Genomic DNA, 21,510 nt, shown 5'->3' with positions numbered 1-21,510 from the left:
TCTCCAAATTTTATGTATTATTAGAGTAATGGGGGTAATGAGAATGGAGGAGGACAATGCAACAAACATTAGAAAAAATAGGCAAACAAGTCTTTTATAAACGGCTCCAGCAAAAAATGACACAAGAAGAATTATGTCAGGGCATTTGTTCTGTCTCATACTTAAGTAAGATCGAAAATGGAAAGATCGAAGCATCAGAAGAAATTCTACAATTGCTCTGCACAAGACTAGAAATTGCTGTGACGGATTTGAGAGATGTAGAAGAAGATGTGAAGGGGAAGCTAGATGAATGGTTAAATGCACTAGTTCATTTAGACAAGCAACAAGTAGAACGTATATATGAAGAGTTGCAAGGTGAAATGAAGCATGTGTTGGATTTTGAAATTATAAATTATTATAAACTGCTGTATACACGTTATTTAATTATGAAAAGGGATATTTCTGCACTCGAAGAAGAATTAGATAAGTTGAAGAAGGTATATAAAAAATATTCTCCATTTCAGAAGTTGTTATATATGTATAGTAGAGGATTATTGTGCTGTTTACAGTATAGATGGAAGGATGGGCTAGATTACTTATTAAAAACAGAAGTAATGGCCAAAGAACAAGGGTATCATGAAACAGGCTTGTATTATAATATAGCGCTTGCATATACTCATTTAGATATTCATCATCTTGCAATTCATTTTGTAAATATGGCATTAGAAGGATTTCGTAGTGAATATAAGTTTAGAAATATAATTAATTGCCAAATCCTTATTGCGGTAAGTTATACAGAAAAAGGTCAGTATGAAGAAGCTTTAAAAATGTATGAGAGTATATTGAGAGAGGCCACATCTTTTGCTGATAAGGATGTACTATTAGCTATTACTTTAAGTAATATGGGAAGTATCTATTATAAAAAAGGTAAATATCAGCAAGCGAAAAAATATTATTTAGATAGTCTACAACTTCAAAAACAAATAGATTTAAACTATTTAGATACAATATACGAAATGGCATTAGTATGCATTAAATTAGAAGAATTGGAAGAGGCAAGGACATTAATTGATAAGGGAATTGATGCAGCAAAACAGGAAGAGAGATTTAATGCAAAATTATATTTGCTTTTAATGCTTAGATATAAATATTTTGAAGAAGCAAAAGATTATAAAGCATTTTTGGAAAATGAGGCTATCCCGTTGTATAAATCTGCAGGAAATAAAATAGAATTAAAGAAAGTATACGTTGAACTAGCAGAACATTTTTCCAGTTTATCGAGATTTGAAGAAAGTAATCGATATTATAGGTTAGTTATTGATTTAATGAATGATAATAAGGAGGAATAAACATGAAAAAGATGGTATTTGGAGTATTGGCGTTTATATTGACTCTTACAGTTGCTGGAGGAATACATCAATATAGCAGTAAACCTGATATTGTTGGTCAACAAGCTAAAACTGTTGAACAAGTTAATTTATAATCTCCACCCTTTCCAATCGGAAAGGGTTTTTTCAATATTTGTTCCTCAAAATTCTACAAAACTTGAGAAAATAATTATTTGAATTTTTAGTATATTAATAGTGGAAACATAATGCTAATATAAAACTACTCTTTTTCAAAAAAATTTTTTATTAGGGGGAAGGTTCATGAAAAAGAAAAGTTTAGCGTTAGTGTTAGCGACAGGAATGGCAGTTACAACATTTGGAGGGACAGGCTCTGCATTTGCGGATTCTAAAAATGTACTCTCTACGAAGAAGTACAATGAGACAGTACAGTCACCTGAGTTTATTTCTGGTGATCTAACTGGAGCGACTGGTAAGAAAGCGGAATCTGTTGTGTTTGATTACTTAAATGCAGCAAAAGGTGATTACAAGCTAGGGGAAAAGAGTGCGCAAGATTCTTTCAAAGTGAAACAAGTGAAGAAAGATGCTGTAACTGATTCAACAGTAGTACGTATGCAACAAGTTTACGAAGGAGTACCTGTATGGGGTTCTACTCAAGTAGCTCACGTAAGTAAAGACGGTTCTTTAAAAGTATTGTCTGGAACAGTTGCACCTGATTTAGACAAGAAAGAAAAGTTGAAAAATAAAAATAAGATTGAAGGCGCAAAAGCGATTGAAATCGCGCAGCAAGATTTAGGGGTAACACCGAAATATGAGGTAGAACCAAAAGCGGACTTATATGTATATCAAAATGGTGAAGAAACAACATATGCATACGTTGTAAATCTAAACTTCTTAGATCCAAGTCCAGGAAACTACTACTATTTCATTGAAGCAGACAGCGGTAAAGTATTAAATAAATATAATAAATTGGATCATGTAACAAATGAAGATAAATCACCAGTTAAGCAAGAGGCTCCTAAACAGGATGCGAAAGCAGTAGTAAAACCTGTAACAGGAACAAATAAAGTAGGAACTGGTAAAGGTGTATTAGGAGATACAAAATCACTTAATACAACGTTATCTGGTTCATCTTACTACTTGCAAGATAATACGCGCGGGGCAACAATTTTCACATATGATGCGAAAAATCGTACTACATTGCCAGGAACTTTATGGGTAGATGCAGATAATGTTTTCAATGCAGCGTATGATGCAGCAGCAGTAGATGCTCATTACTATGCAGGTAGAACATATGATTATTATAAAGCTACATTTAACAGAAACTCTATTAATGATGCAGGAGCTCCGTTAAAATCGACAGTTCATTACGGAAGTAAGTATAATAATGCATTCTGGAATGGCTCACAAATGGTATACGGAGATGGTGATGGTGTAACATTCACTTCATTATCTGGTGGAATTGATGTAATTGGTCACGAATTAACGCATGCTGTTACTGAAAATAGCTCGGACTTAATTTATCAAAATGAATCAGGAGCGCTAAATGAAGCAATTTCTGATATTTTTGGTACTTTAGTAGAATTCTATGATAACCGTAACCCGGATTGGGAGATTGGTGAAGATATTTATACGCCTGGTAAAGCAGGAGATGCGCTTCGCTCTATGAGTGATCCAGCGAAATACGGTGATCCAGACCATTATTCTAAGCGTTACACTGGTACTAGTGATAACGGTGGGGTTCATACAAACAGTGGTATCATTAACAAACAAGCTTATTTATTAGCAAATGGTGGTACGCATTCGGGTGTAACTGTAACGGGCATTGGTAAAGATAAGTTAGGTGCAATTTATTACCGTGCAAATACACAATATTTCACGCAATCTACTACATTTAGCCAAGCTCGTGCTGGTGCAGTACAAGCTGCAGCTGATTTATATGGTGCGACTTCTGCGGAAGTAGCAGCAGTTAAGCAATCATTTAGTGCTGTTGGTATTAACTAAGGATTTAAAGGATAGCTATTAATAAAATACCTCAAAAATAAAGAAGGAGCCTATGCTCCTTCTTTATTTTTTTCTCCATTTTTTCCACAAATAATATAATCCGATACAACCTGCAATTGTCACAATCCACTTTGCTTCATTTGTTCCGTTCATGACATGATAGGCAGAATATACTTCGATTAACAATGCCGGTATTTTCCCTATTGTGCTGGCAATACTGAAGGAGAGTAATGACATCTTACCTAGAGCCGCAAATAAAGTCACAATACTTGATGGGATGAAAGGTATCAAGCGAAACGATAGAACGAGTAGAAAGGCCTCTCTACCTTCTACATAAAGAAGACGCTCTACCTTTGGGTATTTATTTACTTTATCGTGAGTGAACTTTTGAAGGCCCATGCGGTAAATATAAAACGAGATAATAGCCCCTAATGCTTCGCCTGCGATCGAAATAACAGTACCATTTGTTACGCCAAAGAGCTGTATATTAATGGCGGTTAAAAAAATACTAGGGATAAAACCTAAAAGACTAATGATGATGTTAATTAAGATACTAAGTGGAATTGCGATTGAATAGTATTCTGTTAAGAAATTTTGAATCGTTTCAGCCATTGTTTAAAATCCTTTATCTTTTTTTGCATTACACCACATTTCGTTTGTATAGGCAAGGGTAAATTTACATAATGTAGAAAAACGTTGATAAGAAGGTGTCTTTATACCTTATATGGGTATTAGGTATATGAAAATAGGGGTATTTTAAAATATTTTTAAAAATACTATAAAAACCTTTGTATAAAAGAGTTTTATAGTTATGTTATCTGTGATTTCATCTGGGAAATAATCGAAAAATATAGGGGGTATATATTATAAAAGGCAAAAATAGAGGGTTGATGAAATTGCTGGGGTAAATATGGAAAAATAGATGAAAAAAATGAAAACTGATAGATTTTTTCGTTGTGAAATTGACTTTTAGTGAAGTTGCGATAATAATCATGGAAGAGGTGATATGATGAAACGAATAAGTAGTCTTTTCTTCAGTAGTTTATTGGCATTAATGCTGATCTTAAGCGGATGTGCAGGAAAAGAACAAAAAACAGAGAAACAGACAGGGAATCAAGCTACATCGGTAGAAAAAATTAGTGATAATATTTTAGATGAAATGGAAGGACCACCTAAAAATGGTCATACGATTGAAAGACATGTAGGCAAGTCAGAAGAGGATTTGAAGAATCGCTTGAAGACAGATAAAGTGTCAGCCGCAAGTACATACTATGATAAAGAAACAGCGACGAAAGCTGTAAAAGATAGCTTGAAGCAACATGACAAGGAAATTCAAGATTGGTTAAAAAATTCTAAAGAGGCTCGTCTCGTATTAAATACAACTCATTCATTTCCTGTTGGAAAAACGGTAATAAAGAAAAATATGAGTGTAAAAGACAAGTTAGTAAAAACTGTTACTGTTTTAGCAAGAGATAAGTCAGGAGAATTAGGGTTTAAGATTATTACTTCTTATCCATCTGATAAATAAGAAGGGGGAGTACATTATGTATACGACATTACAATACTTTCTTAAATCGTACTGTACGTTAAGTATTCATGAGGATGAAATAGTAAGCGTGATGGAAGAGTTTATTGAACAAGAAGACGAAGAAATTGTTTTGAAATTACGTGATGAATTAATAAATATGAAGAAAAAGAACGCGTGGGAAGAGGCGTGTGTATTAGCTGCGAAGCAAGGAAATCGTATGTGGTCTTTAGAAGAAACGAAAGACCATCTTGAAACTTTTTTACTATTACTGCAAAAGAAAAAGGCGTGATTAAATCACGCCTTTTTCTTTATGCTATTCGGTTGATATTATCTATTCTTTTGGAGCGCTTTTATATACGCTTTTTGAAATTTGTCCATTTGATATTACTTCCCCGTTTTGTGTTACTTTTTTATACGTAACCGCGGTGATTTTATCACTAGTTCTACTAATTACTTGAGAAGAAACTTCAACATTTTTACCAGTATTTGTACCGAAAATGCGTGTAGTAATACTACCTCCATTTGAAAATGCTTGAATATAAATATGATTGCCTGTATTATTTTTAAATTTTAAATCTGGACCATAATCTGCTACTGCTGCATCTTGTCCAAGTGGTAAATAATTTACTGGCATAGAATGATTGCTTCGAGAAACAATGCCTAAATCTGCCCTTAAAGCTGCACTGTATAATGTACTACTGACTTGGCAAACTCCTCCGCCTGCACTTTGTATTACTTTACCTTGTGAATATACTGCTGCAGATTTATAACCATGTGCAGCATCAGTTACGCCAACGCGACCGTTAAAACTAAATGTTTCATCAGGTGCGACAATAACCCCACTTAAAGTATTAGCTGACTTATTTACGTTAAATGATTGATTTCCGTTACGGCCAGCCATTGGAGTAGAATATTCAGCAATGACTTCTTTAATACCCATTTTCTGTATGTCTTCTGTAGAACGTTCTGGTTTTATGAATGTAACTGGTAATGTAACATCTGATTTACCAGTAGTAATAGCTTCATTTGTTAAACCGCTTAGTTTCCCTTTATCAATTTTTTCTCCGTTTTGGCTTTGACTAATATTTACTGTTGAGCCTTCAATACTTAATTCTGCGTTAACAGGATTTTTTAATGTTTCATTATATTTATCTTTTATAAAGGTTTCATAAGCTGTTGCATTTAATTGTGGTGTTAATTTATAGTCACGTTTTAATTCACCGTTTTCAGCTTGCTTACGCATTTTGTAACGATTCATTACGTTTCCTTCTTGTTCTTTGAAGATTTTGTCAATAATATCTTTCTCTTTATAATTTATCCCTAAATCTTTCCATGTGTAAGTTTGTTTATCGTTTTGGAATATGTAGGTAAGGGATTTTTGATCTAACTCAGTTACCTTTTGATTAATAATTGCTTGAATATCCTTCTTATTTTTTCCGTCGAGAGAAATACCTTCAAATGTAGTATTTGGTAATGCAGTAGTATCTAATTGATTATTTAATTTGGATACATATTGATATCCCCCAACACCGCCTACACAAAGTAATATGCCCCCAGCAATTGCAGAACCAATCAGTATTTTACTTAGCTTCATTTATTTCCCCCCAGAAATTTATGTATAAATATATGTATTACATTTTTTGTATAAAAATGATGAAAATAACATTATGTACGTACTAGTATACTATTATTTTCACTGTGTGTGTAATGTTTTCATAAAAAATGTTACACCGCTGTAATAATTGTCACTTCTTGTCACAATGTGTATGAAAAATATGTTGAAAAATATAATAAAAAGGCTGTCTAGAAAGATCTAGCAGCCTTTTTATTATAATTTTTTATGTTCATTTTTATTCGTAACACCGAGATGTTTTTGAAGGATAGTTGAAATAGTATCGACGCTTTTTTCATTTGGAACGTAATAATAAATACCACCTATATATTTATCTGTACCCTCTACTTGCATTTTTTCCATTTTTAAATTTGAATCCATTGAATTTTTTGTAATTGTCATCATATCATCAAAAGTTAAATTAGTTTTTAAATCTTTATCGACAGCGTCTAGTAGGCCACCGATTTTATTAATGGAATTAAGAGATAGTGCCTTTTCAGCAATGGCCTCTAATACAAGCTGTTGACGTTGACCACGCATATAATCACTATCGATATGACGAGTTCTAGCTAGTGCCAGTGCCTCTTCTCCATTTAAATGTTGACGTCCTTTTTTTAGATGAATGGCATCTGCTTCATCTTTACTATTTTGCTCTGTGAACTCAACTGGAACGTCTACAGTAATACCACCAAGAGAATCAACAATTTTAATAAAGGATTTAAAATTGAATTTTACATAGTAGTCAACTGGAACATCTAAAAAGTTCTCTACCGTATCAATTGTGCTGTCTACACCACCGAATACGTGCGCATGTGTGATTTTATCGTATTTATCACGTGATTTAATGTAGACGCGTGAGTCACGTGGAATGCTTACAAGTTTAACGGATTTATCGTTTTTATTAATTGTTGCAAGTAATAACGCATCTGTTCGAGTTGCTTTTCCATAACCTTTTTCCCTAATATCACTTTCATCAACACCCATAATTAGTACGGAAATATTGTCGGTCATAGGTTTAACAGCTTTTTCACGTTTACTGGACTTATCTCCTCGACCTAGTTCAGCATAAGCGTTATTTAAGACGGACTTTGCTTTACTGTATATATGGAAGGAGTAGCCTCCTGCTCCAAGTGCTACAATTAGTAATGGAATAAGAAGGAACCAAAGTAGGCGTTTTTTCTTTGAGCGTCCTTTTTTGGCTCGCGTATTGTTGTTCGTGTCGGATTTCATCATTTTTTCTCCTTTAAAACTATCAAAGTGTATACATTTAGAAGTGTATTCAAACACATAAAAAATATTTTACGCTAAATAAAAGCGATTGTACATGTATAAAAAATAGATGTCTTGATTATTTATAAGACACCTATTCGTTATTGTATACAAAAGATAGGGATAAGAAAATGATAAAATTTTACCTAATTACAACATAATGCTTACGATAATTGCAGATAAAATACTAACGAGAGTAGCTCCATATAGTAATTTAAGGCCAAACCTCGCAACAACGTTTCCTTGTTCTTCGTTTAGTCCTTTTACCGCACCTGAAATAATACCAATGGAAGAAAAATTGGCAAAAGATACAAGGAAAACAGAAATAATACCAACTGTACGGGGAGAAAGGCTATTAGAAATTTTACTAAGGTCCATCATTGCGACAAATTCATTCGTTACAAGCTTCGTTGCCATAATGCTGCCAGCCGCGACAATTTCAGAACTGGGTACACCGATAAGGAATGCGATAGGTGCAAATACATAGCCGATTAATTGTTGGAACGTAATACCGAATATAATGAGGAACAGGTCATTAATACAACTAATTAATGCGACGAATCCGATGAGCATAGCGCCGACAACAATGGCTACACGAAAACCATCAAGAATGTATTCTCCAAGCATTTCAAAAAAGCTTTGTTTTTCACCTTTGATTTCTAAAATATCTTCGTCATCTTTAACGTCGTAAGGGTTAATGATGAGTATGATAATAAAACCGCTAAATAAATTGAGAACGAGTGCAGTTACTACATATTTAGGTTCAATCATTGTCATATAGGCACCTACGATAGACATAGATACGGTTGACATAGCAGAGGCACAAAGTGTATAAAGACGGTGTTTTGGAATTTGAGCTAATTGTTTTTTCACTGTAATAAAAACTTCTGATTGGCCGACAATGGCAGAGGCGATAGCGTTGTAAGATTCTAATTTACCAAGACCATTTATTTTACTAAGAAAGTACCCGATCCAACGAATAAAAAATGGTAATATTTTGAAATGTTGTAATATACCAATTAAAACAGAAATAAAGACGATTGGTAATAATACAGTAAGGAAAAATGGCATTTCACCTTTATTTGCAAGACCACCAAATACGAAATTTATTCCATCAGCAGCATACTCGAGTAGCTTGGTAAACAAACTGGAAATGATTCTAATAAGTATGAGGCCGATTTCTGTATTTAATAGTAAATAGGTTAAAATTAACTGTATAATAAGCATGATAAAAATTGGTTTAAATTTAATATGCTTCTTATTATTGCTAGCAATATAAGCGAGCAAGAAAACAACAATTAGTCCGACGAAAAAAGTAATGAATTTCATGGTAAGCCCCCTAAAAGAGATATTCTGCTATATATGTTTTTCATTTCAAGGGAGAATATGCATCTTTGGTAAAGAAAGGAATAGAGAGAGCATGAATATATGTAGAGTGCATCACGTTGCAATTATTTGTTCGAATTATGAGACGTCAAAGGATTTTTATACTAGGATATTAGGGTTTAAAGAGATAAATGAAGTATATAGAAAGGAACGAGATTCTTATAAATTAGATTTATGTGTAGGAGAAGAGTATCAAATCGAATTATTTTCATTTCCAAATCCGCCTGAGCGTAAAAGTTTTCCAGAAGCAGCCGGTCTTAGACATTTAGCATTTGCTGTTACAAATATAGAAGAAGCTGTGAAGCATTTAAACCAATGTGGTGTTGAGACGGAACCGATCCGTATTGATGAAATAACGGGGAAGAAATTCGTCTTTTTCCAAGATCCTGATGGTTTACCTTTAGAATTGTATGAGGTTTGAAAATTGGTGGATTTTATATAGAGTTGCTTTCCAATAATTGAAGAAACTAAAGTGAAACTTCTTTTTAAAAGGAGGTGTAACTTTAGCTAAGAAAGCTAAAGAGCATATGTGGATATTTTAAAATTATTGATGGTAGTCATTCTTATTGGGTTAACAGCATTTTTTGTGGCTGTTGAATTTGCAATTATTAAGGTACGTAGCAGTCGTATTGATCAACTCGTTAGCGAAAAAAGACGAGGTGCACTGGCAGCTAAAAAGGTAACTTCAAATTTAGATGAATATTTATCGGCCTGTCAGCTAGGTATTACAATTACTGCTTTAGGGCTTGGGTGGTTAGGGGAACCAACCATTAAACATTTACTCGAGCCGTTGTTTTTAAAATTAAAATTCTCACCTGCAATTTCCAGTACAGTTTCATTTATTATTGCCTTTGCAGTAATTACATTTTTACATGTTGTCATTGGGGAACTTGCTCCAAAGACATTTGCTATACAAAAAGCAGAACAAGTTAGCTTATTGTTATCGAAACCACTTATTTATTTTTACCGAGTTATGTATCCGTTTATTTGGGCTTTGAATGGTTCAGCGAGGGTTGTAACTGGTTTATTGGGATTACATCCAGCTTCTGAACATGAAGTAGCTCATTCAGAAGAAGAATTAAGGTTAATCTTATCTGAGAGCTATGAGAGCGGAGAGATTAACCAAAGGGAATTTAAATATGTAAATAATATTTTTGAATTTGATAATAGAGTAGCAAAAGAAATTATGGTACCTCGTACGGAAGTTGTAGGCTTATATGAGGACGAACCATTTGAAACACATATTAAAGTAATCGCGCAAGAAAAGTATACGAGATATCCTGTATTTGGTGAAGATAAAGATGAAATTATTGGGATGGTTAATGTAAAAGATTTATTTATTCGTTATATGGATGGTAATCGGGATGAAGAGTGCTCAATTATGCCATATACAAGGCCAGTTATTGAAGTGCTAGAAAATATTCCAATTCATGATTTACTATTACAAATGCAAAGAAAACACATTCCATTAGCTGTATTGTATGATGAATATGGTGGTACAGCTGGGATTGTTACACTAGAAGATATTTTAGAAGAAATTGTTGGAGAAATTCGAGATGAATACGATGAAGATGAGAATCCTCCTATAGAGCATATAAGTGAAGGTTATAAAATCGTAGAGGGAAAAGTGCTTATTAGTGAAGTAAATGATTTGCTTGGCATACATTTAATTGCTGATGATGTAGATACAATTGGTGGCTGGATTATGGTACAAAAACAAATCGTTGCTGAAGGAGATATTATTGAGAAACACGGTTTTTATTTTAAAGTCCTTGAAAAGGATATGCATCAAATTAAACGAGTGGAAATAAGGAAAGTAGAAGAATGATTTTCTATAAACTTTAATAAAAAGGATATACAGAAAAATAAATGTTTGCGCTTTCAAAAAAGGTGCTATATAGTGAAGGTGGATACTGAAAAATTCTTCTGAATGATACTCGTGTTTTTAGAGGGCGGATTTTTTGGATAAGGATTTAGAATGAAAAAGTATAGGTGATAAAAATGATAGCAACGAAGGATATACGTATAGAAAAAGATTTTTTAGGTGAAAAAGAAGTACCAAGTGTAGCTTATTATGGTGTACAAACATTACGTGCCGTAGAAAACTTCCCAATTACAGGATATCGCATTCATCCATCACTCATTACAGCAATGGCAATTGTGAAAAAAGCGGCGGCGCTTGCGAATATAGATACTGGTTACTTAGCTAAAGACATTGGACATGAAATTGCAGAAGCAGCGCAAGAAATTGTTGATGGAAAGTTTCATGATCAATTTATCGTGGACCCTATTCAAGGTGGAGCCGGAACTTCTATTAATATGAATACAAATGAAGTAATTGCGAATAGAGCGTTAGAACGTATGGGATATGAAAAAGGGGCGTATGCGAAAATTAGCCCAAACACTCATGTGAACATGGCCCAATCAACGAACGATGCGTTTCCAACAGGGATTCATATTGCAACTCTTATGATGTTAGAAAAGCTTCTTATTACAATGGAAGAACTTCATTCTGCTTTTCGTAAAAAAGCAAAAGAGTTTGATCATGTTATTAAAATGGGACGCACACATTTACAAGATGCAGTTCCAATTCGCCTTGGACAAGAATTTGAAGCGTATAGCCGAGTGCTTGCGCGTGATATAAAAAGAATTAAACAGTCTCGTCAACATTTATATGAAGTGAATATGGGCGCGACAGCTGTTGGTACAGGATTAAATGCAAATCCTATGTATATTGAACAAGTGGTAAAACATTTAAGAACGTTTAGTGGATTCCCACTTGTTGGTGCAGAGCATTTAGTTGATGCAACGCAAAATACAGATGCATACACAGAGGTATCTGCAGCACTTAAAGTATGTATGATGAACATGTCTAAAATTGCAAACGATCTTCGTATTATGGCGTCTGGTCCACGTGTTGGGTTAGCTGAAATTCAATTGCCAGCACGTCAGCCAGGTTCATCGATTATGCCAGGAAAAGTAAATCCAGTTATGGCAGAAGTGATTAACCAAGTCGCATTCCAAGTAATCGGAAACGATCATACAATTTGCTTAGCATCAGAAGCAGGACAATTAGAGTTAAACGTAATGGAGCCTGTGCTTGTATTTAATTTAATTCAATCTATTAGTATTATGAATAATGGATTCCGTGTATTCCGTGAATATTGTATTGAAGGAATTACGGCAAATGAAGAATTGCTGAAGCAATATGTTGAGAAAAGTGTTGGAATTATTACAGCAGTTAATCCTCATATTGGTTATGAAGTAGCATCTCGTATTGCACGTGAAGCAATTGAAACAGGGAAATCTGTTAGGGAGTTATGTTTAGAATATGGTGTACTGACAGAAGAGGAATTGGATATTATTTTAGATCCATTCGAAATGACTCACCCTGAAATTGCTGGAGCTTCTTTATTAAAAAATAAAAAAATGTAATGTGAAAAACACCGATCCACTTGGATCGGTGTTTTATTTTTAAAAGATATTAAATACAGCGTTTAATTGAAGTAAGCTAATAACAGCTAAGAAGATTAAACTGTATTTCATTGCTGTTTTAAATAGAGCAGATTCTTTACCAACTAGTCCAACTGCGGCACAAGCAACTGCTACAGATTGTGGTGAAACCATTTTTGCCATTGTACCACCTACTACGTTTAAGGCAACGAGTGTAGAAGGAACGATGTTTAATTGGTCTGCTGTTACTGCTTGAAGTGGTGCGAATAAAGAACCACTTGAAACTACTGAACCTGTAATGAATACGCCGATCCATCCTAAGATTGGAGAAAGAACTGGGAATGCATTACCAGTAGAAGAGAATGCAAGTCCAAGTGTAGATGACATACCAGAGTAGTTTTCTACGTAAGCTAAAGCGATAACGCTACAAATTGTATATACTGGAGCTTTTAATTCTTTCATTGTTTCAATCATTAATTCTTTAACCATTTTACCTTTTACGCGGTAAACGATAAGTGAAACGATAATTGCTAGTACAATCGCAGTAGTTGTAGAAGAGAATACATCAAATTTGAAAACAGCTGCGAAAGGTGTATCAGCTTTTGTAATTGGTGTAGTTTTCATAACAGCATTATGAAGACCAGGGAACTGAATGTTAAATACTAAGTTTGCTAACGCACCATCTGGAGCAAATAAAGCTTTAATCGGTTTTAAGTTAAAGATTGTTACAAATGCAGTTAAGAATACGAATGGAGACCAAGCGTATAAAATTTGATTGAATGTATGTGATACTTTAGTTTCTTGTTTTTCTTCTTTAGTAGAAGATTTTGGTTGCCAAACACGTAAGAATAATGCAAGAGCAATCATACTTACAACTGCTGCGAAAATATTAGTAAGTTCTGCACCTAAGAAGTAAGTCACAGCGAATTGAGTAATAGCGAAAGAAACACCACTTACAAGAATACCTTGCCAAGTTTCTTTAATACCTTTAATTCCATCGACCATTGAAACAAGTAAGAAAGGTAAAATAATACTAATGAAAGGTAAAATAAGAACAGTTTGACGACCAATAGTTAATGCGTCAAGTTGAGTTAATTGTGCTGGCACTGTAACTGGAATACCCATAGCACCCATAGCACCACCAGCAATATTAGCTACTAAACAAATACCTGCTGCTTTTAATGGATTAAAGCCCATACCTACAAGTAGTGCGGCTGTAATAGCAACTGGAACCCCTAGACCAGCTGCACCTTCTAAGAAAGCACCGAAAGAATAAGCGATTAATAATACTTGTAAACGTTGATCATTTGTAATGCTTGAAATACTATCGCGAATAATATTGAATTGCTCTGTTTTAACAGTTAATTTGTAAAGGAAAATTGCGGCGATAACGATAGTACAAATTGGATAAAATCCAGATAAAACACCGAATCCAGCAGATGCTACAGCTACTGTTGCTGGCATTTTATAAACAAATATTGCAAGGATAATAGCGACAATCACACTATAAAGACCAGCCATGTAACTTTTCATTTTGAATCCCATTAAACAAATGATGAAACAAAAGATTGGAAGTGCTGCGATTAGTGCAGATAACCAAATATTGTTTAATGGGTCATAAATTTGTGTCCAAGTACTCATAATAATGACAACTCCTATCTATTATATGTGAAGAAATTCACATTATTTGTGAAACTATTCACAATCAACTTACAAGCTTAGTATATTCTCCTTCAACACTATTGTCAACGTAAAAAAGTATAATTATTCCATAATAGTGTTAAAAGAAAAGCTTTGTTCATAAAGTAGACAAAAAACACACTCAAATGAATTTAAGTGTGCTGTATAAACTATTTGCATATTATTTTGCTTATTCAGCTGGCATGTTTCCTATAAGTGTATATTAGATGCCATCTTTTATATCGAGTATAAAGTTTGATATATGAACTGATCTGTCCTATTTGATCTAGTGTGAGGGAGGATTGGTGAGTGGATTTAAATAGGAAGTTTTGCACAACAGTCCAACCGCTTGCAATACGAATAAAAAATTAGAAACAAATTTTTAATATCACATCATCTCTTTTTACTGAAAATTCCTTTTAGCGTAACAAAGAGGTTAATTATAGTTCAACTACATTACGATAGGTTATCAATTATAGACGGTATTTTACAATACCGTTACTGTGCGTTTCAATGAGGTGAAAATATAACAAAAAGCTTGATAAAACAACGTTTGCAAGCAAAGTATTCGTAGGCCATTATTTTGCTTTTTCGTTATATCATATAGTATAATATTCAAAATCAGCAAGGATTTTTTCCTGAATTTTTGCTGATAAAGATGGAAAAATTTTTCGGCTTTATAGGTTGATAAAGTTATGTCGTAACAGGAAATATAAGAACAGATATATAAATAAATAAAAAGAACATAAAAACGCAAATAAAAACGAAAATGAGGGGAACTTTATGAGCCAAAATCAATTCGAATGTCGTATTTCAGAAGAAGATGTACAAATGTTAAGAGCGTTAGCTCACCCACTTCGTCTACGTCTAGTAATGGAACTTATGCAAAGAGGAACATGTAATGTAACACAACTACAGGAAGTATTAGAAATTCCGCAATCAACGGTTTCACAACATTTAACGAAGTTAAAGCAAAATAAAGTAGTGCGCTTTGAAAGACGAGGATTAGAAGTGTATTATCAAATCCATAATGATAAAGTAAGTGCGGTAGTAAAAACATTATTTTCTTAAAATTTGAATATTATGGAAAAAGACGTATGGAATATACGTCTTTTTTTATTTGTCAGAAAGGTAGCGAGAGAGTAAATATTAGCATGTGAGGAAGAAATGACTATCAATCAACATGCTGCCTTACGGAATATATTCTAAAAGGAAAAGAAAAAATAGAAAGGAGTGTAGTAAGCAAAAGGAGGGACAGTAGTATGGATGTGAAACGTGTGAAACAAATTTTATCTTCTTCAAGTAGAATTGACGTTACATATGAGGGCGTACCAGTATGGATTGAGAGCTGTGATGAGCAGAAGGGGAGTGCTCAAGTGTATGATGTATCTAATCCTGGTGAGAGCGTTCATGTGGACGTGACAGCTTTAGAGGAGAAATAATAAAAAAGACGCTTCTCAATTGAGAAGCGTCTTTTTGTTATTCCATCATATGTGCAATTTTCTTAGAGAACATAAGAAGTACTAATCCCAGTACAATTACGATAATACCGATACTTGCGAATACTTCTAAATATCCTAAAGATTGAGTGAAAGCAGCTAATTGTCCTGCTAATAAGTTTGCGAAGCCAGTACCAGCTAACCATACACCCATTAATAATGATGCTAATTTAACAGGAGCAATTGCACTTACCATAGATAATCCGATTGGTGATAAGAATAACTCACCGATTGTGTGGAACATGTAAGTGAATACAATGAATAGTAAGTTTGCTTTCATTGTAATGTTACCTTCATCGCTACCAGTTTTTAAAACAGCTAAAGTTAGAACTAAATATCCAATCCCTAGTAAAATCATGCCTAATGCCATTTTTGTTGGGATTTTCAAATCGCCATTTTTTGTTTTTGAAAGCTTAATCCATAACGCAGAAACAGGTAATGCTAGTAAGATAATGAATAGTGGGTTTACAGATTGGAACCAAGGTGTTGGAATTGTAAATCCACCAATTGTACGATCGACGAACTTATCTGTGTAAAGTGTTAAAGAACTACCAGCTTGCTCAAATCCTGCCCAGAAGAATACTACGAAACAAGTTAAAATTAAAATTGCAGCAGTACGTTTTTTCTCTTGTGTTGTTAAAGGTTTTTTCTCAATTGCTTTTGCATTTTTTTCTTTAGATTGTTTACCTACAACAGTTGTTCCGATAGACCCTAAGTAACGAGGTGCTAAGAAATTAAAGGCAAGCTGCCCAATAATCATACCGATACAAGCTGTTAAGAAACCGTATCTATAATCTGCAAAGTAACCGCAAATGAATGGAGCGATAAGAGCTCCTAAGTTAATCCCCATGTAGAAGATAGTGAAGGCACTATCACGACGAGAATCATTTTCGCTATATAATTGACCTAATAAAGTCGAAATATTTGGTTTGAAGAATCCGTTACCAATAACTAATAATCCTAATCCTAAGAAAAGTCCAGTTTTTGTGTTCATTGAGAATAATACAAAGTTACCAATTGCCATGATGATACCACCAATAGTAATGGCATGTCGCTTCGTAATGAAATGGTCAGTTAACCAACCACCGATAATAGGTGTGAAGTAGACTAACATTGTGAAAATACCGTAAATTTGAACTGCAACTGCTTTATCAAATCCTAAACCGCCGCTTACTAAGCTCGTTGTTAAATAAAGAACTAATAAGCCACGCATTCCGTAATAACTAAATCTTTCCCATGCCTCTGTAAAGAACAACAAGTATAACCCTGGTGGATGTTTTTTTGGTGATTGTTGCTCTCCAGCTTTGTCTAATTTTAAAGCTGCATCCATTTTTGTTTCCCCCTAATCCTGTATAACGGATATTTATGTAATCATTTTAATTTACAAAATATTTAGAAGTCAATAGAATTATATGGAAATAGAAAGAAAATTTCTAAAAAAGTTCTATTTTTCTTCGACCGTTACTGTATTTTGCCCTGAAAACGAGATGATAAGCGTTTTCAAATGTAATAATTGAATTCTAAAAGAAAATAAAATAGTGATTAATCAGAAAATTTAGATTAAAACATTTATTCTGATATAAAGAAAATATATTCTATTTACTTTCTCAATATAACATATTGGGAATAAAAATACAAAACGAAATAATGTGACATTTAAGTGAATTGAAAAATAACCAGCTCCACAGAAGGGAGCTGGTTAAGGAAATATTATTTAACAAAGCGTTTTTCGATGTCATCTAGTAATAGGTTAGCAGCAATTACACCGCCAGCTGTATTCCAAATAACATCGTCGACTTTGTATGCTTTACCATTCTTTACGGCATTTAAATTTTTAAATAGAGGATCGTTTATATATTCTTTTTCTAGTTCAGATCCTTTTTTCTCATTTCCTTTATCGAATGTGAAGTAGAATAATACGTCACCATCCATAGCAGAAATACGCTCTTTAGATACGTTACGCTCTGCAAAATCATCTTTGTTTTGATCTCCAGGACGTTTAAATCCAAGTTCTTTTAAAATAACACCAGAGAATGTATCGCCATGATAAATACGAACATCACCAGGCATGAAACGAACCATAGAGATTTCTTGATTTACTTTATCGCCAAGTTTGCCTTTTAAATCTTTCATACGTGATTCGTAATCAGCTACAACTTTTTGACCTTCTTTTTCTTTATTTAATGCTTTTGCATAAAATTTGAAGTTATCTTTCCATTCACCACGTAATGTTTCTGAGAACACAGTAGGTGCAATTGCTTTTAATTGTTCGTACACTTTTTCGTGGCGCATTTTGTTACCGATAATTAAGTCTGGTTTTAAAGAAGCGATTGTTTCAACGTTAACTTGTCCTTCATCACCAACAACTTTTACATCTTTCATTTTATCCTTAATATGTGGATACCATGGGTCACCAGTCCAAGACTTTACAGCACCAACTGGTTTCACACCTAATTCAAGTAAAGCTTCAGTTCCTTCATTTGTTAAGATAACTACACGTTTTGGATTAGCAGGAACTTCTGTTTTACCCATTGCATGTTCTACAGTAACCACTTCTTTTTTATTATCTTCTTTTGTAGATTCTTCTTTGTTATTTGATTTTCCACAAGCGCTTAAAAGCATTGAAAATGCTAGTAAAAATACAAATACTGTAAACGATTTCTTCCGCATGAAATTCATTATGTACCCCCTATATGTTGAGAATATTTTTCAATAGCAAGCATGATATTAAGCCTTTATCTTTTGATTGTCAATACATATGGGTGAAAATAATTCTCATTTCCGTTGACAATGAGAATTAAGTTGAAATACACTAACAACGTATCATTATACATTGAAGGGGAAACGCTGCATGTTATTAAAAACAAATCGAGCAAAATGGATTGGATTATTTGTTGGAATCATTGCAGTCGTTATTTGTATTTGGGGAAGTATTATTTTCGGATATACAAATACGAGTTGGAAACTAGCATTGGATGCTTTTTTCCATTTTAACGGTTCCAATGAACATATTATTATTCAAAATGTACGTCTGCCTAGGGCGTTAATTGCAGCTAGTGTTGGTGCTAGTTTAGCCATTGCTGGTTGTCTTATGCAAACTTTAACTAAGAATCCACTTGCTTCTCCAGATTTTATTGGATTAAATTCAGGTGCTGCGTTCTTTATAGTTGTAGCAATTGTAATCTTTTCAGTAACATCATTATCAGCTTTCACATGGATTGCCTTTTTAGGAGCGGCGGTTGCAGCTGTACTTGTATTTGCTTCTAGTTCTTTAGGAAAAGAAGGGACTACTCCTCTTAAGTTAACTTTAGCAGGGGTCGCAATTAGTGCATTATTTTCATCATTAACACAAGGATTACTTGTGTTAAATGAAAAAGCACTTGAAGAGGTATTATTTTGGCTTGCTGGATCTGTGCAAGGGAGAAAGTTAGAAATTTTACAATCTGTATTCCCATATTTATTAATAGGATGGATTGCATCTCTTATGATGGCAGGGAAAGTAAATACATTGATGATGGGAGAAGACGTCGCGAAAGGACTTGGACAACGAACAATTTTAATGAAATCATTCGTGTTACTTATTATTGTACTGTTGTCTGGTGGTTCAGTTGCGGTTGCTGGCCCAATTGGATTTATTGGAATTATTACTCCGCATTTTGCGAGATTTCTTGTTGGAGTTGACCACAGATGGAGAGTGCCTTATAGCGGATTGTTAGGTGCAATACTACTAATATTGGCTGATATAGCAGCAAGATATGTCATTATGCCACAAGAAGTACCAGTAGGAGTTATGACAGCATTTATTGGAGCTCCATTCTTTATTTATATTGCACGTAAGAGAGGGCTTAGCAAATGAAGAAATATATTCCGTTTCGTATAGGAAAAGGTGAGCTCTCGTTTTTAATGTATAAACGAGCTTGTCTCGTCTTGTTAAGTTTACTAGTTGTTTTAGTAGGATTATTCTTTGCGAGCGCAGGTATGGGGGACATGAAAATTGCTCCTTATGACGTATGGCAAGCAATTACTGGAAATGGCGATGCGATGTCAAATATGGTTGTAAATAAGTTTCGTATGCCACGTATTTTAATTGCTATCCTCGTAGGAATTGCGCTTGCAGTAGCGGGCTGTATTTTACAAGGGCTCGTTCGAAATCCACTTGCTTCTCCTGATATCATCGGGATTACGGGCGGGGCAAGTGTTGCAGTTGTATTATTTTTAGCGCTATTTAGTGATAAAAATAATGCGCTAACTGTAAGCATTCATTATATGCCGCTCGCAGCTTTTGCAGGAGCAACGATTGTAGCGGTTTTTGTATACTTATTTGCATGGAAAAATGATGGATTATCACCAATTATTCTCGTTTTAATTGGTGTTGGATTTTGGGCATTAACGAAGGCGGCAACAACATTATTTATGTTGTTAGCACCAATTTATCAAGCGAGCCAAGCGAATGTATGGATTACGGGTACCGTTTATGGCTCTTCTTGGCAAAATGTTATGGTACTTGCACCGTGGGTTCTCATTTTAACGGTAATATCATTTATAGCTGCTAGACATTTAAATGCGCAAGAGCTAGGGGATGATATTGCGGTAGGACTTGGTGTTCCTTTAACGAAGTCACGCGTATTCATGTTATTACTTAGTACGGCTTTAATTGGGGGAGCAGTTGCCTTCGCCGGAGGGATTGGATTTGTCGGTTTAATGGCACCTCATATTTCACGAAGGCTAGTTGGTTCTTTATACGGTGCATTGCTCCCAGTTGCAGCTATTGTCGGTGCAATTCTAGTACTTGCTGCAGATTTAATAGGGCGTACAATTTTCACACCACTTGAAATTCCAGCAGGGGTATTTACATCAGCAATTGGTGCACCTTATTTTATTTATTTACTTTATAAAAGTCGGAATTCATAAAGGGAGATGAATATGCAAAAAGCATTGGAGACGAAACGCTTGACGTTGTCTTATGGTGAAACAATTATTATTGATGAGTTGAATTTAGAAATTCCAAAAGGTGAAATTACAATCTTTATCGGTTCCAACGGTTGCGGGAAATCAACTTTATTACGTTCACTAGCTAGATTATTAAAGCCAACAACTGGTGACATTTTGTTAGATAATCAAGCTATTCAAAGTATGCAAACGAAGCAAATTGCTCGTCAAATGGCAATTTTACCGCAAGGACCGCAAGCACCAGAAGGGCTTACAGTATTGCAACTTGTAAAACAAGGACGCTATCCATATCAAACATGGCTGAAACAGTGGTCAGAAAAAGATGAGGAAATGGTACAGAAGGCACTTGCAGCAACAGGTATGACAGAATTTGCTGAGCGTGATGTGCATGCTCTTTCAGGTGGGCAGCGTCAACGTGCTTGGATCGCAATGACACTTGCACAAGATACAGATATCATTTTACTGGATGAGCCAACTACATACTTAGATATGACTCACCAAATTGAAGTGCTAGATTTATTATTCGAATTAAATGAAACAGAACAAAGAACAATTGTTATGGTATTACATGATCTGAATTTAGCATGCCGCTATGCAGATAACATTGTAGCAATTCAAGATAAACAAATATATGCACAAGGTAAACCTGAAGAAGTGGTAGATGAGAAACTAGTACGTGATGTATTCCGAATGGAGTGTCAAATTAGTACGGATCCGTTGTTTGGAACACCGCTTTGTATCCCTCACGGAAGAGGAAGACGTGTAGTTAAAGAAGTTGCTCAGGCAATGAGATAAAAAAACGAT

20 protein-coding genes are annotated in these 21,510 nt (G+C 34.3%); 13 read left to right on the top strand and 7 right to left on the bottom strand.

Going from position 1 to position 21,510, the window contains the following annotated elements; genetic code table 11:
• Positions 1 to 56: 56 nt before the first annotated feature.
• The 3 genes from BLT20_RS23040 to BLT20_RS23030 all read left to right on the top strand — a co-directional run bounded on the left by BLT20_RS23040 (position 57) and on the right by BLT20_RS23030 (position 3,329).
• Positions 57 to 1,328 carry a tetratricopeptide repeat protein gene (locus tag BLT20_RS23040; protein ID WP_001187961.1) on the top strand — a complete coding sequence of 424 codons (1,272 nt, stop codon included), beginning with the start codon at positions 57 to 59 and terminating at the stop codon, positions 1,326 to 1,328.
• A 2-nt stretch (positions 1,329 to 1,330) separates the two neighbouring features.
• On the top strand, positions 1,331 to 1,462 hold the full coding sequence (gene nprX, locus BLT20_RS23035; RefSeq protein WP_000738910.1) for a quorum-signaling peptide NprX: 132 nt from the start codon (positions 1,331 to 1,333) through the stop codon (positions 1,460 to 1,462).
• 166 nt (positions 1,463 to 1,628) lie between these two features.
• Positions 1,629 to 3,329 (top strand): M4 family metallopeptidase, encoded by a 1,701-nt coding sequence (locus BLT20_RS23030; protein WP_000730383.1) that lies wholly within the window; start codon positions 1,629 to 1,631, stop codon positions 3,327 to 3,329.
• A 63-nt stretch (positions 3,330 to 3,392) separates the two neighbouring features.
• Here BLT20_RS23030 and BLT20_RS23025 read toward each other — a convergent pair whose 3' ends face one another.
• The gene (locus BLT20_RS23025) at positions 3,393 to 3,941 is read right to left on the bottom strand and encodes a TVP38/TMEM64 family protein (protein ID WP_000852222.1); all 549 of its coding nucleotides are present in this window, start codon (positions 3,939 to 3,941) and stop codon (positions 3,393 to 3,395) included.
• Positions 3,942 to 4,338: 397 nt separating this feature from the next.
• Between BLT20_RS23025 and BLT20_RS23020 the strand changes: the two genes are divergently transcribed.
• Positions 4,339 to 4,857 (top strand): RNase A-like domain-containing lipoprotein, encoded by a 519-nt coding sequence (locus BLT20_RS23020; protein ID WP_000822694.1) that lies wholly within the window; start codon positions 4,339 to 4,341, stop codon positions 4,855 to 4,857.
• A gap of 16 nt (positions 4,858 to 4,873) precedes the next feature.
• On the top strand, positions 4,874 to 5,146 hold the full coding sequence (locus BLT20_RS23015) for a hypothetical protein (RefSeq protein ID WP_000288803.1): 273 nt from the start codon (positions 4,874 to 4,876) through the stop codon (positions 5,144 to 5,146).
• A gap of 42 nt (positions 5,147 to 5,188) precedes the next feature.
• On the opposite strand, the gene BLT20_RS23010 is transcribed toward BLT20_RS23015, so the two are convergent.
• The 3 genes from BLT20_RS23010 to BLT20_RS23000 all read right to left on the bottom strand — a co-directional run bounded on the left by BLT20_RS23010 (position 5,189) and on the right by BLT20_RS23000 (position 9,067).
• A complete protein-coding gene (locus tag BLT20_RS23010; RefSeq protein ID WP_000777355.1) occupies positions 5,189 to 6,451 on the bottom strand; it encodes a VanW family protein in 1,263 nt (420 codons plus the stop codon).
• Positions 6,452 to 6,685: 234 nt separating this feature from the next.
• Positions 6,686 to 7,702: an LCP family protein gene (locus BLT20_RS23005; RefSeq protein ID WP_033684262.1), complete on the bottom strand. Its 1,017-nt coding sequence runs from the start codon at positions 7,700 to 7,702 to the stop codon at positions 6,686 to 6,688.
• A gap of 186 nt (positions 7,703 to 7,888) precedes the next feature.
• Complete coding sequence (locus BLT20_RS23000; RefSeq protein WP_000668866.1) at positions 7,889 to 9,067, bottom strand: NupC/NupG family nucleoside CNT transporter; 1,179 nt, start codon at positions 9,065 to 9,067, stop codon at positions 7,889 to 7,891.
• 91 nt (positions 9,068 to 9,158) lie between these two features.
• Here BLT20_RS23000 and BLT20_RS22995 point away from each other — a divergent pair, with 91 nt between their 5' ends.
• The 3 genes from BLT20_RS22995 to aspA all read left to right on the top strand — a co-directional run bounded on the left by BLT20_RS22995 (position 9,159) and on the right by aspA (position 12,559).
• Positions 9,159 to 9,545, top strand: a complete 387-nt coding sequence (locus tag BLT20_RS22995) for an SMU1112c/YaeR family gloxylase I-like metalloprotein (protein WP_001017675.1) — start codon at positions 9,159 to 9,161, stop codon at positions 9,543 to 9,545.
• A 108-nt stretch (positions 9,546 to 9,653) separates the two neighbouring features.
• Complete coding sequence (locus tag BLT20_RS22990) at positions 9,654 to 10,952, top strand: hemolysin family protein (protein WP_000353317.1); 1,299 nt, start codon at positions 9,654 to 9,656, stop codon at positions 10,950 to 10,952.
• Between the two features lie 173 nt (positions 10,953 to 11,125).
• Positions 11,126 to 12,559, top strand: coding sequence for an aspartate ammonia-lyase (gene aspA / locus BLT20_RS22985; protein WP_000562157.1), 1,434 nt, complete (start codon positions 11,126 to 11,128; stop codon positions 12,557 to 12,559).
• A gap of 39 nt (positions 12,560 to 12,598) precedes the next feature.
• Here aspA and BLT20_RS22980 read toward each other — a convergent pair whose 3' ends face one another.
• Positions 12,599 to 14,218, bottom strand: coding sequence for an L-lactate permease (locus BLT20_RS22980; RefSeq protein WP_000109096.1), 1,620 nt, complete (start codon positions 14,216 to 14,218; stop codon positions 12,599 to 12,601).
• An 822-nt stretch (positions 14,219 to 15,040) separates the two neighbouring features.
• On the opposite strand from BLT20_RS22980, the gene BLT20_RS22975 reads away from it, so the two are divergent.
• Complete coding sequence (locus tag BLT20_RS22975; RefSeq protein WP_000081428.1) at positions 15,041 to 15,328, top strand: ArsR/SmtB family transcription factor; 288 nt, start codon at positions 15,041 to 15,043, stop codon at positions 15,326 to 15,328.
• 191 nt (positions 15,329 to 15,519) lie between these two features.
• A complete protein-coding gene (locus tag BLT20_RS22970; RefSeq protein ID WP_000382679.1) occupies positions 15,520 to 15,699 on the top strand; it encodes an acid-soluble spore protein H in 180 nt (59 codons plus the stop codon).
• A gap of 37 nt (positions 15,700 to 15,736) precedes the next feature.
• On the opposite strand, the gene BLT20_RS22965 is transcribed toward BLT20_RS22970, so the two are convergent.
• Positions 15,737 to 17,086 (bottom strand): peptide MFS transporter, encoded by a 1,350-nt coding sequence (locus BLT20_RS22965; RefSeq protein WP_000338314.1) that lies wholly within the window; start codon positions 17,084 to 17,086, stop codon positions 15,737 to 15,739.
• Between the two features lie 380 nt (positions 17,087 to 17,466).
• Positions 17,467 to 18,435 (bottom strand): ABC transporter substrate-binding protein, encoded by a 969-nt coding sequence (locus BLT20_RS22960; protein ID WP_001010276.1) that lies wholly within the window; start codon positions 18,433 to 18,435, stop codon positions 17,467 to 17,469.
• Positions 18,436 to 18,607: 172 nt separating this feature from the next.
• Between BLT20_RS22960 and BLT20_RS22955 the strand changes: the two genes are divergently transcribed.
• From BLT20_RS22955 to BLT20_RS22945, 3 genes are read left to right on the top strand one after another with little or no spacing between them, the layout of a single operon-like run.
• A complete protein-coding gene (locus BLT20_RS22955) occupies positions 18,608 to 19,612 on the top strand; it encodes a FecCD family ABC transporter permease (RefSeq protein WP_000925232.1) in 1,005 nt (334 codons plus the stop codon).
• Complete coding sequence (locus BLT20_RS22950) at positions 19,609 to 20,667, top strand: FecCD family ABC transporter permease (protein ID WP_000760060.1); 1,059 nt, start codon at positions 19,609 to 19,611, stop codon at positions 20,665 to 20,667. Before BLT20_RS22955 ends, BLT20_RS22950 begins: the two co-directional genes overlap by 4 nt.
• A gap of 12 nt (positions 20,668 to 20,679) precedes the next feature.
• Complete coding sequence (locus BLT20_RS22945; protein ID WP_001167962.1) at positions 20,680 to 21,501, top strand: ABC transporter ATP-binding protein; 822 nt, start codon at positions 20,680 to 20,682, stop codon at positions 21,499 to 21,501.
• The last annotated feature ends 9 nt before the right edge of the window (positions 21,502 to 21,510 follow it).

It is taken from the genome of Bacillus sp. cl96 (assembly GCF_900100505.1).
In the GTDB taxonomy this organism is placed as follows: domain Bacteria; phylum Bacillota; class Bacilli; order Bacillales; family Bacillaceae_G; genus Bacillus_A; species Bacillus_A cereus.
The sequence above is the reverse complement of the archived record's forward strand: the minus strand, read 5'-3'. Positions and strand labels throughout refer to the sequence as shown.

Coding starts and splice junctions, on each gene's coding strand:
- BLT20_RS23040 (WP_001187961.1), top strand. CDS start 57: ATGCAACAAACATTAGAAAAAATAGGCAAACAAGTCTTTTATAAACGG.
- nprX (WP_000738910.1), top strand. CDS start 1,331: ATGAAAAAGATGGTATTTGGAGTATTGGCGTTTATATTGACTCTTACA.
- BLT20_RS23030 (WP_000730383.1), top strand. CDS start 1,629: ATGAAAAAGAAAAGTTTAGCGTTAGTGTTAGCGACAGGAATGGCAGTT.
- BLT20_RS23025 (WP_000852222.1), bottom strand. CDS start 3,941: ATGGCTGAAACGATTCAAAATTTCTTAACAGAATACTATTCAATCGCA.
- BLT20_RS23020 (WP_000822694.1), top strand. CDS start 4,339: ATGAAACGAATAAGTAGTCTTTTCTTCAGTAGTTTATTGGCATTAATG.
- BLT20_RS23015 (WP_000288803.1), top strand. CDS start 4,874: ATGTATACGACATTACAATACTTTCTTAAATCGTACTGTACGTTAAGT.
- BLT20_RS23010 (WP_000777355.1), bottom strand. CDS start 6,451: ATGAAGCTAAGTAAAATACTGATTGGTTCTGCAATTGCTGGGGGCATA.
- BLT20_RS23005 (WP_033684262.1), bottom strand. CDS start 7,702: ATGATGAAATCCGACACGAACAACAATACGCGAGCCAAAAAAGGACGC.
- BLT20_RS23000 (WP_000668866.1), bottom strand. CDS start 9,067: ATGAAATTCATTACTTTTTTCGTCGGACTAATTGTTGTTTTCTTGCTC.
- BLT20_RS22995 (WP_001017675.1), top strand. CDS start 9,159: ATGAATATATGTAGAGTGCATCACGTTGCAATTATTTGTTCGAATTAT.
- aspA (WP_000562157.1), top strand. CDS start 11,126: ATGATAGCAACGAAGGATATACGTATAGAAAAAGATTTTTTAGGTGAA.
- BLT20_RS22980 (WP_000109096.1), bottom strand. CDS start 14,218: ATGAGTACTTGGACACAAATTTATGACCCATTAAACAATATTTGGTTA.
- BLT20_RS22975 (WP_000081428.1), top strand. CDS start 15,041: ATGAGCCAAAATCAATTCGAATGTCGTATTTCAGAAGAAGATGTACAA.
- BLT20_RS22970 (WP_000382679.1), top strand. CDS start 15,520: ATGGATGTGAAACGTGTGAAACAAATTTTATCTTCTTCAAGTAGAATT.
- BLT20_RS22965 (WP_000338314.1), bottom strand. CDS start 17,086: ATGGATGCAGCTTTAAAATTAGACAAAGCTGGAGAGCAACAATCACCA.
- BLT20_RS22960 (WP_001010276.1), bottom strand. CDS start 18,435: ATGAATTTCATGCGGAAGAAATCGTTTACAGTATTTGTATTTTTACTA.
- BLT20_RS22955 (WP_000925232.1), top strand. CDS start 18,608: ATGTTATTAAAAACAAATCGAGCAAAATGGATTGGATTATTTGTTGGA.
- BLT20_RS22950 (WP_000760060.1), top strand. CDS start 19,609: ATGAAGAAATATATTCCGTTTCGTATAGGAAAAGGTGAGCTCTCGTTT.
- BLT20_RS22945 (WP_001167962.1), top strand. CDS start 20,680: ATGCAAAAAGCATTGGAGACGAAACGCTTGACGTTGTCTTATGGTGAA.